The 16425-nt window shown below is 40.9% G+C and carries 14 protein-coding genes and 1 pseudogene; 5 read left to right on the top strand and 10 right to left on the bottom strand.

The annotated features are described in order from the left end of the window. The first annotated feature begins 86 nt into the window (after nt 1–86). Genes OTG27_RS20065 through OTG27_RS20055 form a run of 3 tightly spaced genes read left to right on the top strand, consistent with a single transcriptional unit; the run spans nt 87 to nt 4143 of the window. Complete coding sequence (locus tag OTG27_RS20065) at nt 87–566, top strand: MarR family winged helix-turn-helix transcriptional regulator (protein ID WP_268937887.1); 480 nt, start codon at nt 87–89, stop codon at nt 564–566. Further along, nucleotides 563–2287, top strand: coding sequence for an ABC transporter ATP-binding protein (locus OTG27_RS20060; RefSeq protein ID WP_268937886.1), 1725 nt, complete (start codon nt 563–565; stop codon nt 2285–2287). Before OTG27_RS20065 ends, OTG27_RS20060 begins: the two co-directional genes overlap by 4 nt. Further along, nucleotides 2284–4143 carry an ABC transporter ATP-binding protein gene (locus OTG27_RS20055; RefSeq protein ID WP_098185435.1) on the top strand — a complete coding sequence of 620 codons (1860 nt, stop codon included), beginning with the start codon at nt 2284–2286 and terminating at the stop codon, nt 4141–4143. Before OTG27_RS20060 ends, OTG27_RS20055 begins: the two co-directional genes overlap by 4 nt. Nucleotides 4144–4194: 51 nt before the next feature. Here OTG27_RS20055 and OTG27_RS20050 read toward each other — a convergent pair. Beyond that, nucleotides 4195–4648: pseudogene (locus OTG27_RS20050) on the bottom strand (MarR family winged helix-turn-helix transcriptional regulator). 123 nt (nt 4649–4771) lie between these two features. Between OTG27_RS20050 and OTG27_RS20045 the strand changes: the two are divergent. Further along, nucleotides 4772–5212 carry a GNAT family N-acetyltransferase gene (locus OTG27_RS20045; protein ID WP_095390216.1) on the top strand — a complete coding sequence of 147 codons (441 nt, stop codon included), beginning with the start codon at nt 4772–4774 and terminating at the stop codon, nt 5210–5212. A gap of 680 nt (nt 5213–5892) precedes the next feature. On the opposite strand, the gene OTG27_RS20040 is transcribed toward OTG27_RS20045, so the two are convergent. Both OTG27_RS20040 and OTG27_RS20035 read right to left on the bottom strand, forming a co-directional pair. Further along, nucleotides 5893–7119 (bottom strand): erythromycin esterase family protein, encoded by a 1227-nt coding sequence (locus OTG27_RS20040; RefSeq protein WP_307730133.1) that lies wholly within the window; start codon nt 7117–7119, stop codon nt 5893–5895. A 71-nt stretch (nt 7120–7190) separates the two neighbouring features. Then, nucleotides 7191–7544 carry a hypothetical protein gene (locus tag OTG27_RS20035; RefSeq protein WP_268937922.1) on the bottom strand — a complete coding sequence of 118 codons (354 nt, stop codon included), beginning with the start codon at nt 7542–7544 and terminating at the stop codon, nt 7191–7193. Between the two features lie 304 nt (nt 7545–7848). On the opposite strand from OTG27_RS20035, the gene OTG27_RS20030 reads away from it, so the two are divergent. Further along, entirely contained in the window at nt 7849–8337 is a 489-nt protein-coding gene (locus tag OTG27_RS20030) for a divergent PAP2 family protein (RefSeq protein WP_034312708.1), read from the top strand. 202 nt (nt 8338–8539) lie between these two features. Here OTG27_RS20030 and OTG27_RS20025 read toward each other — a convergent pair whose 3' ends face one another. The 7 genes from OTG27_RS20025 to OTG27_RS19995 all read right to left on the bottom strand — a co-directional run bounded on the left by OTG27_RS20025 (nt 8540) and on the right by OTG27_RS19995 (nt 16277). Beyond that, on the bottom strand, nt 8540–9247 hold the full coding sequence (locus tag OTG27_RS20025) for a GntR family transcriptional regulator (RefSeq protein WP_106028207.1): 708 nt from the start codon (nt 9245–9247) through the stop codon (nt 8540–8542). Nucleotides 9248–9497: 250 nt separating this feature from the next. Further along, entirely contained in the window at nt 9498–10550 is a 1053-nt protein-coding gene (locus tag OTG27_RS20020; protein ID WP_268937884.1) for a YeiH family protein, read from the bottom strand. 54 nt (nt 10551–10604) lie between these two features. Next, nucleotides 10605–11333 carry a PIG-L family deacetylase gene (locus tag OTG27_RS20015; RefSeq protein ID WP_268937883.1) on the bottom strand — a complete coding sequence of 243 codons (729 nt, stop codon included), beginning with the start codon at nt 11331–11333 and terminating at the stop codon, nt 10605–10607. Between the two features lie 151 nt (nt 11334–11484). Continuing rightward, a complete protein-coding gene (locus tag OTG27_RS20010) occupies nt 11485–12837 on the bottom strand; it encodes an aminotransferase (protein WP_218013328.1) in 1353 nt (450 codons plus the stop codon). A gap of 144 nt (nt 12838–12981) precedes the next feature. After that, nucleotides 12982–14745 (bottom strand): sulfoacetaldehyde acetyltransferase, encoded by a 1764-nt coding sequence (xsc, locus tag OTG27_RS20005; protein WP_268937882.1) that lies wholly within the window; start codon nt 14743–14745, stop codon nt 12982–12984. Between the two features lie 175 nt (nt 14746–14920). Continuing rightward, entirely contained in the window at nt 14921–15751 is an 831-nt protein-coding gene (phnX, locus tag OTG27_RS20000; protein WP_268937881.1) for a phosphonoacetaldehyde hydrolase, read from the bottom strand. Between the two features lie 70 nt (nt 15752–15821). Beyond that, on the bottom strand, nt 15822–16277 hold the full coding sequence (locus tag OTG27_RS19995; protein ID WP_268937880.1) for a hypothetical protein: 456 nt from the start codon (nt 16275–16277) through the stop codon (nt 15822–15824). Nucleotides 16278–16425 lie beyond the last annotated feature (148 nt).

The following is a 16425-nucleotide window of genomic DNA, read 5'->3' as shown; positions in this document are numbered from 1 at the left end:
CGGAAGAATAGCTGTAAATTAAAATGATTCATAAAATTAAATGTTCGAAATGGAACAGTTCAATACAGAAAGAATGGTGATGTTGAGTGGAGAATGAAAAACAATTAATGCGTTCCGTACAACTATTGCGTTCATTTTGGAACGTACAGAAAAATATCATGCGGTTCGTTCAAAAGACAGCCGCAGAAAATGGATTAACAGTTCCTCAATATTCCATTTTGATGACCATTACCCTTTACAAAGAGACCTCCCAAAAAAATGTCGGGGAGAAAACATTTCTTCCAAAAAGCACCTTGAGCCAAGCGGTCGATGGTCTGGTTCGCGGAGGTTTGCTCCATCGTGAGCCTATGGAGGGCAACCGGCGTGAGATTCAATTGTCAATCACCGATAAGGGCGAAAATTTATTAAAAACGATTCATTTTCACGAAGGAAGCATTCACCAAGTCTTTCAAACGGCCATTGAAATGCTTTCCGAAGAACAGTTTGAAGAGTTGCTAAAAACACATCTTCAAATTACAAACTTTTTAGAAGCACAAGCAACCGAACAAGGAGAGTGTACAAAATGATAAAAATACTGAAAAATTTATCCGTTTATAAGTGGATTATTTTAGCAGTTATCGGTCTGGTGTTTATTCAGTCCATGTCGGACCTCTTTTTGCCTACACTAATGGCTGATATTATTGACAAAGGCGTTGTTCGAGGAGACACTTCTTATATTTGGAAAATCGGCGGTTTTATGCTGTTGGTTTCCGCACTTGGCGCTTGTGCATCCATAATCGCAAGTTACTATTCGTCCAAAGCGGCAATGGGAATGGGACGCGATCTCCGCCTGAAGGTCTTTAATCACGTTGAAAAATTTTCGTTACAAGAATTTGATGAAGTCGGTACGGCGTCATTGATTACACGTACGACCAATGATATAACACAGGTCCAGCAAGTGGTTATCATGATGCTTCGTATGGTTATCAGTGCACCAATCATGTTAATCGGCGGCGTAATCATGGCTGTATCCATGGATGCAAAATTATCACTTGTCATTGTTGTCACAATGCCTTTTTTGATTGGGTCAATCTTGCTTATTCTATATAAAGGTGTGCCGCTCTTTCAAACGGTTCAAAAACGATTAGACCGGTTGAACCTTGTATTACGAGAAAATTTAACTGGCATTCGCGTCATTCGTGCCTTCAATCGTGAAACACAAGAGAAAGAACGTCTAAAGAAAGCGAATAAAGAATTAACGGATGTCTCAATCAAAGTCAATAAAATCATGGCCTTCATGATGCCTGTAATGATGCTTGTCATGAACTTGACGGTTGTTGGTATCATTTGGTTTGGTGGAGTCCGTATTGATAACGGCGGCATGCAGATCGGGGACTTAATGGCATTTATCCAATATGTTATGCAAATTATGTTCGCTCTCGTTATGGCTTCCATGATGTTCGTTATGGTTCCACGAGCTGCCGTGTCGGCAACAAGGATAAACGAAGTCCTTGACATGAAACCTTCATTCCTGGATGAGGGGACAGAAAAGGCAGACCGTGTACACGGTACCCTTGAATTTGAACATGTTACGTTCAGTTACCCAGGAGCAGAAGAACCTGCATTATCGGATATTAGTTTTTCAGCAAATCCTGGTGAAATCACAGCAATAATCGGTGGAACAGGTTCCGGGAAAACAACTCTTATCAATTTGATCCCTCGCTTCTATGATATTTCAAGCGGAACGATTCGCGTCAATGGTGTTGATATTCGGAAGTCATCACAAGATGAAGTCCGTTCAAAAATTGGCTTTGTACCACAAAAGGCCTCCCTCTTTACAGGTACTATCTCTGAAAACATTCGCTTTGGAAAACAAACAGCCACACAAGATGAAGTTGAGCATGCGGCTCGGATCGCACAAGCGGAGGATTTTATCAGCAATATGAAAGGCGGCTATGAGGCAGAAATCGATCAAGGCGGTTCAAACCTATCAGGAGGGCAAAAACAACGGCTTTCGATTGCAAGGGCACTCATTCGAAAACCGGATATTTATATATTCGATGATAGTTTTTCGGCACTGGACTACAAGACGGATGCCAACCTTCGCGCAGCCCTGAAAGATGAAACGAAAAATTCGACGGTACTTCTCGTTGCACAGCGTGTCAGTACCGTCGTTGACGCTGACCGAATCATTGTGTTAGACGAAGGCCGCATTGTAGGCATTGGAACACACCAAGAGTTGCTTAGCACAAACGACATTTACCGTGAAATTGCCTTATCACAGCTCACAGAGGAGGAAATTGCATGAGTAATCAAAAAAAACCTCAAGGCGGCGGTCAGGTCGGGCATGGCCCTGGTGGCGGTAACATGATGATGATGGGTCAAAAAGCAAAAGATTTTAAAGGAACATTAAAACGTCTATTGACCTATTTAAAACCGAGGCGCAACAGATTGATTTCCGTGTTCTTAGCTGCAATCATGAGTACGATTTTTATGATTGTAGGACCGAAGATCATGGGAAATGCAATTACAGAATTATTCGAAGGAGCTTACGGGAAATTCCAGGGAATACCAGGAGCAGCTATTAACTTTGATAAAATTGGCCAGATTCTTCTACTCCTTGCCGGACTTTATGCTTTAAGCAGCCTTTTCAGCTATGTACAACAATACATTATGTCAAGTGTTGCACAAGACACGGTATATGACCTTCGAGAAGATGTGAACAAAAAGCTCGAGAAACTTCCACTCAAATATTTTGAAGGACGTCCAAACGGTGAAACACTTAGCCGAATGACAAATGATATTGATACAATCGGGAGCACCCTTCAGCAAAGCTTAACGCAATTCATCACATCAATCGTAACGATTGTGGGAATTATCATCATGATGCTTTCGATAAGCCCATTATTGACATTAATCTCGATAATCAGCTTACCTTTGTCAATATTTGCAATCCGGCCTATTTTAAAAAGATCCCAAAAACATTTTGCCGATCAACAGCGTAAACTCGGACAATTAAATGGTCACATTGAAGAAATATATACCGGCCATCAAGTCGTTAAAGCATTCGGATATGAAAAAAAGGCGAGTGCCCAGTTTACTGAAGTTAATGAAGAATTGTATAAAGCGGGAAGCAAAGCCCAGTTTATATCAGGTATCATCATGCCCGTAATGTTCTTTATCGGAAATTTGAGCTATGTCCTCATCAGCGTTGTTGGCGGAATATTGGTAACGCAACGTTCGATTTCAATTGGTGACATTCAAGCATTCATCACATATTCAAAGCAGTTCACCCAGCCAATCACACAAACGGCTAACATCGCTAACATTATTCAGTCGACGGTTGCAGCCGCTGAGCGTGTTTTTGAACTACTTGATGAAGAAGAGGAAATGAAAGAACAAACCACAGTTAATATAAAAAGGGCAAATGGTGCTGTCTCTTTTGAACATGTGGACTTTGGATATGGGGAAGAAATGTTAATTGAAGATATGAACATCGATGTCTTGCCTGGACAGACGGTCGCAATTGTTGGACCGACTGGTGCTGGAAAAACGACCATGATAAATCTCTTGATGAGATTTTATGAACTCAATGGCGGAAAGATTACGATTGATGGTCTTGATACACGGAATATGTCACGTAATGATCTTCGAAAGAATTTTGGTATGGTACTTCAAGATACCTGGCTCTTTAATGGTACGATTAAAGAAAATATCGCTTATGGCAAAAATGGAGCAACTGATGAAGAAATTTTTGCAGCTGCTCGGACGGCACATGCCGACCATTTCATTCGGACACTGCCAGATGGTTATGAGACAATCTTAAACGAAGAAGCTTCGAACATCTCACAAGGCCAAAAGCAGCTTTTGACAATCGCCCGGGCTGTTCTAGCAGATCCGCCAATCATGATATTGGATGAAGCGACGTCTAGTGTGGACACTCGGACAGAAGTCTTTATCCAAAAGGCCATGAACCGACTGATGGAAGGACGAACCAGCTTTGTCATTGCCCATCGTCTCTCAACGATTAAGGATGCAGATTTGATTCTTGTTATGGAACAAGGAAAAGTGATAGAGAAAGGAACGCATTCAGACCTTTTAAGGGAGAATGGTTTCTACGCAGAGCTATACAATAGTCAGTTCACTGAAAATGTAGCTGGATAATTAGAAAGAGGCTCGATTCCGAAACGGAATCGAGCCTCTTTCTTATAATTATCAATACCCCCTTTTATTTCCCTTTTTCACAAACTCCCAATCTACCTCAATATTTTTTCTGACTCTTTGAAGAAGATGAAGCATCGTTTCCGCTTCGTCCAAAGAAAATCCAGATAACGCAACCTTGTCAGTATACTCCCCTTCTTTTTTCAAAAAAGGATAGACCTTTTTCACCTTTATCGGTTGCATATAGCTTTTTAATTTTTTTGTTTTCCTCATCATTTTTCTTCTCGATTAACCCTTGTATTTCAAGTTTTTTAATGGCACGAGCTGCTGTCGTTCGGTCAACCTTTATCATTTCTGCTAACTTTTCCTGAATGATACCTGGGTTTTCACATATTCGAACAAGATACAAATACTGCCCTTTTGTAAGGTCAAATTCTTTAAATTCGATATTACTTATAGAGTCCAATGCTCTTGCTATCATTCCAATTTCACGGAGTATTTCCTTCATTCAAAAAGCCCCTGACTTTTTTTGTTGTATTTACAACAAAAATAATTTCATTTATACTAAAATAGGATATACATTTATTATGACTTGTCTTTTTATATAAATCTAGAAAAGGGATGAAGAACATTGGATTCAAAAAGAATAACTACTGAAAATGATTTAAAAATAGCCTTTCATATCAGAAAAGAAGTATTTGTCGAGGAACAAGGTTTCCTATTAGAATTTGAATTTGATGAATTTGATACACTTAATGCTTTATCTGAACACATATTAGTCTATTATAATGAAAAGCCAGTCGGAACTGGAAGATTGAGAGTTGTTGATGGGTTAGGTAAATTGGAGAGAATTTGCATCTTGGAGCCTTACCGTAAATTTGGTCTCGGTAAAATAATACTTAAAACGTTGGAAGACATTGCAAAGGAACAAGGGATTACTCAGGTTAAATTACATGGGCAAACACAGGCAGAGGGCTTTTATAAAAAACTCGGCTATCGGACTTCATCCGATGTCTTTATGGAAGATGGCGGTCCACATCTATTAATGATAAAGGAACTGGTTAACGAATAAGTGTTAAATGTGAGTAAAACAAACATTAACAAACTGGAATGAATACACTATATTCAAAAACCTTCATTTATCTTTCTTCTTGGTTTTGGCAATCACTTACAGTGGACAATAGGTATCGGAACTTTATTAACCGTCTGTTTAGGAGGCCCGATTCTTAATTACTTCATATTATTAATTGGCAGTTTATATAAAAAACCAGTCCATCCGTAAATAGATATCAAGATAAAAACCATCTTATAGAATGGTTTCAGACTGTAGACAAAATCAGTGAAAATTGATTTTTTTTGGGGATTGTATAATTTGAACGTTGATTTCCACTCCAGGCACTCGCTTTCCGCGGGCGGTCCGGGAGCCTCCTCGGCGCCTTTGCGCCTACGGGGTCTCCCCTGGACGCGCTTTTCCCGCAGGAGTCTCGAACACCCGCTCCAACAACTTTATTTTACTTTTAGAAAGAACCCTTTTGTCTAACTGAACCATTCTTTATGAAATGGTTTTTAATTTAAAAATTAAATCGCTTTGCACGTAACGATTCATTAGATTTTCATTAATCTCAAATAAAAATAGAAATGATCAAACCAATAAATTTGGTTTCCGTCGCGATACCAACATTGGGTAGCATTAAGAATAAGCACGAACAAAAAGACGAAGCCGTTTATAACATAAACGGCTTCGTCTTTTTGTTACCGAACGGGTGCTTTTTCTTGAACGAGCGGGTGAAGGGCCTGGGTTTCATCAATATAAATAAAAGCATCATATCTATCCGACATTACAGAAGGTACATAGTTACCATATTGTTCATATTCCGGTCTGTATACAACCCCAATCGCCCGATGTCCAATCCTCCCTTGGAATAGCTGACGATTTTCATCAGTGAAAATTAGCAACTTATCATAAGCCCCCGAAAGGTGCATCGCCTCCTCCCAACTTCCCTTCATTGCCGGGGGTACTGTTTTAATTTCGAAATCCACGCCCCACTCCTCTGCTGCTATAACAGTTCCTCTGTAGGTTCCGAAACCTGTGATAAATACATCTTCAGTGGGGTTTTGCTCTCGAATGACCTGGCCGACATTAATCATCCCGGAATCTTTCATATCAGTAGCGCTGGCGTCACCAACATGGGTATTATGTTCCCATACAATCGCCTTGCCTTCAGAGCCGTAAAAATCCATAATTTCATTAAGTGCATCAACCATATGCATATCCCGAATATTCCATGATCTATCATCATGGACGACCATGGTCCTGTAATAATTTTCGGCATTGTATGCTACCAATGCATTCACTTGAAGATTCAAATTCAATTCTTCGTGATGGGGGTATTTTTCTTTTTTTCGTTGAATAGTCGTCAGTAATTTGGCTACTTCCTCTATACAGTCTTCCGAAAAAATACCTGCAGAAACTGCGTACTCCTCGTTATTCCGATTGAATGGCTCAAAACAAGTGAACGCCTGTCTGGCAGCTTCAAGGTCAGTTGAATCAATTTGTTTTAAGTAACGGATAACTTCATCCATGGATTCCCAAAGACTGTAGATATCTATCCCATAAAATCCAACTTTCGTTTGATTTTGCCCAGACTCATTGTATTCTTTCATCCATTCAATCAGGTCGATCATTTCCTCGTTTGCCCACATCCAGGTCGGCCAGCGGTCAAAACTTTTTAGCACATCCTTTGCGGATTTAGTCACTAGGTCATAGCCTTTAACATACCTATTTATTGCCTGGCAAGCGGGCCAATCGCCTTCAACGGCTACAAAGGTGAACCCTTTTTCTTGAATCAGCTTTTTTGTTATTTCAACTCGGGCCGTGTAAAACTCGGATGTCCCATGTGATGCCTCACCCAGCAAAACAAATTTTGCATTATTAACTTGTTGAATGAGCTTATCCCAATCTGCTTCACTTGTAAGCATGACTGATTGTTCGACTATTGACTGAACAAGATTATGTTTCACCGTTTTTCCTCCTTGTTATCTTACGAACATTATCGTTTGTACTCGGCATTATAAGAATTGGAACCTGCGTGTACGGACAGTAAAGTATCAGCGTATCCCACTAGACGATTTATAAGTTCATCACAAATAGAGTAAACCAGCTGAAAATTTTCTTCCTCAAATAGAACAGGGTCATCCAGTATGACCGTTGTGTTAATGAACATATCTTTGTTTCCATATAGGTTGTAGTGAACGATAGCCTTTCCAGCAGCTCCCCCTGTACCAGGATCATTTAAGCCTGGTATGAATACGAACCATTCTTCTGCAGTAGCGGACCTGAAGTTTTTTGTGAAAGACATTCTCTCGGTTACCGTCATGATCTTTTTTAACTCTTTCGGATTCATATCCTTGATCTTGTTCATTCCATTGCCACCTTAAAACCATGTTAATTATCTTCCGTTATATATTTTCCTTAAGCTTCCCATCCTATAAATATTATTATGAAATAGTGACCTTTTCCGAAGAAAATTAGCCTGAACCCACCTAGGATAGGATGCTTCAGCTGAACTCGGACACAGCAAAAAGTGATATCATGATTCATTCGTCATGAACTGCTGCATATAAAAAATATTTTTGGGGTATCAAAAGAGGGAAGATAAATTCCCGGATTGGGTTGGGTTGGACTGGTCTGGAGTGGAGGAGTTGCTCATGGAAAAGATGAATCGGGGAATTTTAACGGCGCTGTCGGCGATTGGCATTGCGCAAGGGCTGAAAATTTTAACGCATTATAAGCTGACGGGAAAGTGGGACTCGAAGCAGGCTTTCACAACGGGTGGCATGCCCAGTTCGCACTCTGCGGGGGTGGCCGCCCTGGCAGCGTATGTAGCAGCGAATAAAGGATGGCTGCATACGGAAACATCGCTTGCGACAGTGTTTGGCGTGATTGTGATGTATGATGCTCAGGGGATTCGCCGCCATACAGGCGAAATCGCTAAGCTCGTGAATGATCTTGAAGATAATATGGCCAAGTTTTCCGGAGAGTTTCCGAGCTTTGAGTATGTTGAGCGTGAGAAGGAACTGAATGAACTGCTCGGACATCAGCCTGTGGAAGTGGGAGCAGGTGCGTTGCTGGGAGTTGCCCTTGGGCTTATTTCGGCTAAATTGGAGGATGGTAAGCCCTCAAAACCGAACGGCTGAAAAAGGTGGGCAAGCCTTGACCCTTTAGCTCTTGAGGTAAGTTAAATAATTTGAATATAACAATAGGTTATTTTAAAACATGCCTATGTTATTAACATCGGCATACTCTCCAATAAAAATCGTATTATTGGATCCCGGTAGATTTGAAAATGACCTAAGCCTCTCTTCTTCTTAGAAAGGCTTAGGTCACTTTATGTGGAATTCAACTCTTCCGGGACATTTTCATTGCGAATGAATACATATCCGATCGGAATAACCCTTTATAATATTCTACTAAGTTACCATCAGAATCAAAAATCATTCGTTCTGTGATCAGTAAGCACATCGTTTCAGCTATACCCAAATGTTCTGCATCTTCTTTTGTTGGAAAGCCGCAGGTTATGATTTGTTCCGCTTCACAAAAGTCAATGTTTAATTCACCTTCGAGTGCATCATACAATACGGTTGTACTTAAATCGAATTTCGTCAATTTTTTTCCTAGGTCCAAAGAATAATAATGCAATTCAATGGCTATTGGGACATCCCCCTGTAACCGCAGCCTTTTAATATGGTAAGATTCATCCTCAAACCCATTTGCATCAGCTATATTTTCAGGTGTCATTACACGGCCGTGATCTAGTAGTTTAATCCCCATGCTTTTAGTGGTTTCCGTAAAACTTATCATCTTAAGCCATTCTTGCACAGGTTTAAGGGAGACGAACGTTCCCTTCCCATGTCTCTTTTCCAATATTCCCTCACGAACCAGGATGGAAACGGCTTCCCGTACAGTGCTCCTGCTGACAGAATACATATCCATCAGTTCCCTTTCACTCGGGATTTTGTCTTTATAATAACCTTCCAAAATCTGATTTTCCAATATGGTTTTCAATTGAGCATGTAAAGGGATTGGATTTTTAAAGTCTAGCTCCATAAAATTTCCTCCAAACAGAAAAAGACATCGTAATGTTCGTATCAGTTCTTATATTGTAAACCAAATAGTTATAATATTCAAACATGCCAGCGTTCAATTTTTTCCTTAAATTAGGATTATGTTGAGTTTCCAGCGTTCAAATACCGTTTTTCTTCGAGTGAATAAAAAAAACCTGAATAGCTCTATGTATTCAGGGCTTATCCTATATGCAACCTTCATCACATTTCAGGCATATATGAAAGCTTATATATTAAATGATAAAGTACGAAATTATGGAAAGCAGCAAAGAGGTAATGGTCATGGCTAAAAGGGGACGCATGGCTTTTGTTCGCAGTGCCTGCAGGCTAACATTCAGTCCAAGACCGATCATGGCCATAGTCAATATAAATGTAGTCGCTTTGGAAATGCCATCCATTACGAGAGGTGAAACCGTAATATAACTTCCAAACACATAACTTCCTATTAGGCTCATGATTATAAAACCAACGAGGAACCATGGAAAATCAATTTTGGCATCATGGCCCATTTTCCCGGATGTTCGCTTTTTCATCCAATACATAAAAATGAAACATAAAGGGATGAGTAAAAAGACACGTCCCAATTTGGCGAGGAGTGCAATCGCTAGCGCATCTTCACCAGCCGGTGCTCCTGCCAAAGCAACATGGGCGATTTCATGAAGACTGATCCCAGACCAGATTCCATAATCCAAAGCAGATAGCGGAAGGATCGGACGTAAAAGTGTATAAACAATGGAGAAAAGAGTTCCCATTAAAGCGATTATCCCGACGCCTATGGCTGTATCCTCTTCCTTCGCTTTCACGATTGGAGATATTGCCGCGATGGCTGCTGCACCGCATATCCCGGTTCCAACAGCAAGAAGAAGGGAAATGGAAGCATCTGCCTTAATCCACTTTGCAATCAGGACCATCACGACTATGGCGAATGTTACTGTCCCTATGTCACGTAACAATAATGGCAGTCCCTGATTGAAAATTACATCGATATTTAATTTCAACCCGTATAAAATAATGGCAAAACGCAAAAGTTTTTTTGCGGAAAATTCGATTCCCGTCCGGAACTTTTCTGGATATCCCGCAATTTGACGATATATCACGGCAATGATGATCGAGCATGCAAGTGGACCGATTCGATCGAATCCTGAAATCTTCGACAGCCCCAAGCCTAAGATGGCAATGAAAAAAGTGAAAGCGATACCGCTCAGCCACAAAAGCACCTTATTTTGAAGTGGGTTTTGCTGCACCTGAGGTGCTTCTTCCAATGGCTCATATTTTTCTAATTCCATACATTCCTTCCCCCTTTCCAGATAAACTAAATATCATCCCATCCTTTCAATTGTTTAAAAAAAATCGGTTTCTTCTAGATTAGGAAGTGAATTCCCTTTGATAAAATACTCGGATTCCTTTAAAAAAGGCAAGCTTGGATTTTGATTCGTCCACAATTCAGGAACCGCTAAAGTCTGGGAACGATGTGACCTTAAGGCACGGATCTTTTTCTTTAAAGTCCCTGCTATATTGACTTCTGTGACACTGGCCGGCCCGTTTTCCTTTAACCATTCATCATAAAAAGCATGCCAAAGGACAAAGTACAAACTCTGAACCTTAATAGCTGGAAATAATGGATCTGGATAAAAATCGGGATCACCGGAGTTTAAGAAAGCAAATGCGGCAGCACGGCCAATCGCACAATGGTCTGGATGCCCGCCGTATTTCTCATGGAATGTAATTAGTGCATCCGGCTGAACTTCACGAATCACCTTTACGATTCTCTCGGCCAATAAATCGAAGCTTTCAAATTCAACCGTTTTATCCCTTACGTTTAAAAATCGTAAATCACTAATCCCCAATTCTTCACAAGCTCTTTTTAACTCCTCCACCCTTAGTTTTGGCAATGCCTCCCTTGTTGTTACAATGGGATTTCCCATTCGTCTGCCCATTTCGCCTTTTGTCGCACATAGTAAAGTTATCTGAACACCTCGCTCAGACATTTTAGCAATGGTTCCCCCACACAGGAATGACTCATCATCGGGATGTGCCAGAACCACCAATAACCTTTGTTGTGATTGCATATTTCCTCCTGTTTTGGATTCCCCAGTTTTCCCACACTGTTAGACTTAATATGAAAAAATGGACATGGATGTCAAATCCGCTAGACATATCATGCCCATCTTCATTTTTTTCTTCTATATAGATAGCACCCTAAAGCTAATCATCTTTTGGTTAGCATAATTCACATAAAACGGATTTAACCGTTTCTATGACAAAGCGTAAATCTTCAACGGTCGAAGATAAAGGCGGTGCAATGATGAGTACATTACCATATCCAGGAACCGTATCACCATTACGTCCGATGATAAGACCCTTTGCCTTGCAAGCCCCGATTATTTTACCCATGAACTCTTCGGAAACAGGCGTTTTTGTCTTTTTATCTTCCACTAATTCAATGCCATATAAAAACCCAACTCCCCGAACCTCCCCTACTTTATCCAGGGCTGTCAATTCAAAGAGCGCGCTTAGTGTCGATTCACTAAGTTCAGATACTCGTTGAACGATGTTTTCATTTTCCAAGATTTCAATGTTCTTTAGCGCAACTGCGCAAGATGCAGGGTGGCCTCCATATGTTGACACATGCCTGAAATGATTTAAATTTCCGTTGTCTTTGAACTTCTCATAAATCCTGGAATTCACTGCCGTTGCCCCAAGTGGAAGATAACCGCTGGTCAAACCCTTTGCCATCGTAACAATATCCGGTTGAACCCCATCTGAGTGCATGAACCCAAACATTTTTCCTGTTCTTCCAAAACCTGAAACCACTTCATCCACAATTAATAGAACATCATGCTTCTTACAGATTTCCGAAACCCTCGTTAAGTATTCTTTTGAAGGAATAAGGACCCCACCACCAGAGATGAATGGTTCAAGGATAACGCCCGCTACCGTTTCAGCTCCTTCAAAGTTAATGACCTGATCGATATATTCAGCTGCAAGTAAATCGGAGTTTTCAACGTTTTCCCCAAACGGGCTTCGATAACTGTACGGGGGTGGAACATGCAGGAAACCTGGAACCGCCGGATCATATTTCACTCTCCGATTAGCCTGTGCAGTTGCGCTGAGCGCGCCAAAAGTATTGCCATGATAAGCTCTATACCTTGAGATGAACTTGTATTTACCCTGATTTCCATTTTGGGAATGATATTGCCTGGCTATTTTAAAAGCTGTCTCATTCGCCTCGGAGCCGCTGTTCGTAAAAAAAGTTGTATAAGGGCCCTTTAAATGTTCACTTATTTTTGCAGATAATTCGATTGCCGGCCTATGACTTAATGTTAAAGGGAAGTAAGATAAGTTAATCATTTGTTCATAGGCTGCCTGGGCAATCTCTTTTCGTCCGTGACCAAGGTTCAAGCACCATAATCCGGAGACACCATCTAAATATTTATCCCCTTTAGTATCAGTGAACCATGAGCCGGATCCTTCTGTAGCCATCATGGGAGCATCCTTCTCATTATAGCGATGCATCGCATGCCATAAATGGTCTTTATCCATTTGAACAAGGTCTTTCGTTTCAGTTTCCATCTTCACTTTTGAAACCCCCTTATTTTTCATCGAATGCAACTAAGTTAAGTTCCCCTGCTGTTACAGATCCTTTTATGCGAATTGGTGATGGTGCGATGACCCCAATCGTTCATCAGGGCATCGCAGCTGTCCTATCACCTTTTTTTATTTATCCCAGTTTTTATGATCTAAATGAGAATATTTTTCCAATAATCTAGTAGGCATTTTTAATGCATCTTTTCTAAATGGCGGAGCCAATTGTGTTCCATCCACTTGTATATCAATGACAGTCGGTTTGTTTGATTTTATTGCTTTTTCAATGACAGCGCCTAACTCGTCTGCTTTTTCCACCCTAATGCCTACAGCACCCATTGATCGGGCAACTTCTGCAAAATCAGGATTTTGGATATCGGCCCCTACAAAACGGTTATTATAAAAATCGACCTGATTCTTTTTCTCAGCGCACCAAGCATTATTATTGAAGACACAAGCTATGACAGGTATGTTTTCTTCAACGGCCGTGCTCACTTCATGTAAGCTCATGCCCCACGCGCCATCTCCAACAATGGCTATAACAGGCGTATTCGGCTCAGCTAATTTGGCACCTAGTGCGGATGGGTAAGCAAATCCAGTATTTCCGAATGTAAGCGCAGCGATATGCCTGCGTCCCTGATTGAATTTCAAGTAAGCGTTTGCAGTTGAAGATACATTACCGATATCTGTAGTAACGATGGCATTTTCAGGCAACACTTTTGTCAATTCCAATAGGGCCCGACGCGGATTGATCGGGGTTCCATCGATCATCGCAAGATTCACCAATTCTTCTTCCCATTTTTGTTTTTCATTCGTAACTTCTACTATCCGCTCTTTTTCTTGTTTTAGGTTTGGTTTATCAGCCTTCAACCGTTTCAAGATTTCACGACTCGCTTCGCGTGCATCTCCGATTATCCCCACTTCCACAGGGTGCGTCCTCGCTATTTGCCTTGGGTTAATATCAATTTGGATGATTTGCGCATCTTTCGGGAAATAATCAATGTCATAGCATGGTAACGTTCCAAATACCGATAATCTTGTGCCTACCGCCAATATGACGTCCGCTTTCTTAAGTGTATTCATCGCAGCCTTTGAACCCATGTAACCGATCGGGCCTACTGACAATGGATGATCAGCAGGAAAAGCATCATTATGCATATATGAGACAGCTACCGGAGCCGTTAAATATTCCGCCATATTCTTAATTTCCTCAATGCCATCTGAATCAACCGTTCCCCTACCGGAAATGATCACCGGATACTTCGCCTCGGCTAAAATTTCTGCCGCTCTCTCCAAGGATTCAGAAGACCCGCAGCCCCTTTCATCCACGCGATATTGATGTGGTTGAAGGATTTGATCTTCCACTTCACCATAGAAGTAATCACGAGGGATATCGAATAAAACCGGTCCCCTCTCGGCATAGGCAATCCGAAATGCTGTCCTTAGGCAATCAGCGACCCGGCCTGGGTGTGTCACTCTAACTGTTTCTTTCGTGATTGCCTTGAAGATGGAAACCTGATCGCATTCCTGAAAACCATCCCATCCAACTGTTGGTGTACCAGCTGAAGGTGATATGACCACCATTGGAGTATGAGCTTGATTGGCCGCTGCGACAGAGGTGACCATATTCGTCATTCCAGGTCCGTTTTGCCCGATGACAACTCCAGCAACACCAGAGACACGACAATAAGCATCTTCCATATGTGCTGCACTTTGTTCATGGCGGACACCAATGAAACGAATGCCTGCAGTTGGCAATAAATCAAGCATATCCATGAAAGCAGATCCCAAAATTCCCGAGATATGTTTAACTCCCTCGGCCACTAATGTCTCAACGATGGCTTCACTTGGTGTCATTTTTACTTTCGTACCTCTTAACATTTTTGTTTCGACCATAGCACATTCTCCTTAATTAAAATTTATTTCTGATAATGACGTTGCGACGTCCGTACCAGTTATAAGATGTATAATACTACCATTATGATTAACAGTCAATAAATAATTTGAATATTTTGAATTAATTTAAAATCTCTGTCCAGCATAGGCACTAACACATGTATTTGACTCTTTTTTAACCAATAAATATATCCTTTTTTTCAGTCAATCTGTAGTTGATTCTATCGATGATCTCCAATAAATCACCTATTTCATCAATTACGAAATCGGCACCTGCATTCAAAAAACGGTTTTCTGCAGTTTTCATCCGTTTTTGCAGATCATAAGGGTCCATTTCACTGATTTCTGCTTCTGAAAGTCCGATTTCACTGCCGCCTTTCAATACGGCAACAGTCCACATTCCCGCAGAAATTCCTTCTTTGATATCACTGATCGTATCACCCACTTTAACGATTTTGCTGAGTGGATACACTTGGAGATTCATCGCCGTCTTAAAGCACATCCAAGGAGCAGGCCTACCTGTAGGCACTTCGGTGGAAGCAACGATGGAATCGGGTTGATAGCCCCATTTTTCCGCCTCTTCTTTAACAACATCAATCATTTCACGAGTATACCCCGTTGTCGAACCGATTTTTATTCCTTGCTGCCTTAAACGGCTGACTAATTCAATTACGCCGGGTATTGGCTTGGCGTTATCCTTTAGAACTTTAAAAAGCAAAGCCTCAAAGTCTTTATATAAAGAATTTAAATCTCTTTCGTCCGGTTCTTTCCCGAATTTAGCACTCCACAAATTAGAGATTCGTTTCATTTTCAGGAGTTCCATAATATGATCCATTTTCAATAAACCCATAGGTTCCCTTGCTTCCTTAACGGTAATATCAATCCCCCTTATCCTGAATATCTCGACAAATGCTTGGACAGGTGCAAAACAACCATAATCCACCGTCGTTCCTGCCCAATCGAATATCACTGCTTGAACCTCTTTGCATTCTTTTGCCCTTTCCAATCTATGCTCCCCTCCTCATCTTACCTCCTCCAAAATCACCAAACTTGCTAAACCAGGGTATAAAGAGAATTCAATTAACTTCTTCCAAAAATAACTGTAAATCTTCCTTTGTAGCTTCAGAGAGTCGTTTAATCTTTTCAAGGTCCTTTTCCGGATTCCCTGACTCCCCAATTAATGGGTAAAGGTTTTTCTCAATCCTTTCATACCAATCCGGGTATTCATCTTCCACTTGCTTTTCTATCGAATCCCAAATAGAACTCATATCTTTTCCCATTTCTTGAATTCTCTCTGGATCCGCTTCCGCACTTAATTCTGATTCCAATTCTTTTATGGAATGAATCACATCGCCGACACCTTTTTTAATGACCTCCGCATTTTGGGTTTCACCCGTATTTGATTCCGGATTTTCATTCATGATTGGACTTTTTTCCTGTTGAGCCTCGTCCGGTTCAGCTGAATTGCCGCAGCCTGACAGCAATATGGCTCCAAGGAAAACTCCACTGGTTATTACACGGTAAACATTCAATATAACCCCTCCTTCATGATCTATAAGACAGATGGCACCAAGCACTTATTGGCACAATTCTCTTTTTCTATTGGAATCATATTCTAGCTGATTAGTGAATTGAAGAATTTTGTCTGAGGAATTCCATAGAAGTAACCTTAAATTAAAC

Origin of the sequence: Peribacillus sp. AS_2 (assembly GCF_026891895.1) — a bacterium.
Taxonomy (GTDB): Bacteria; Bacillota; Bacilli; order Bacillales; family DSM-1321; genus Peribacillus; species Peribacillus frigoritolerans.
The sequence above is the reverse complement of the archived record's forward strand: the minus strand, read 5'-3'. Positions and strand labels throughout refer to the sequence as shown.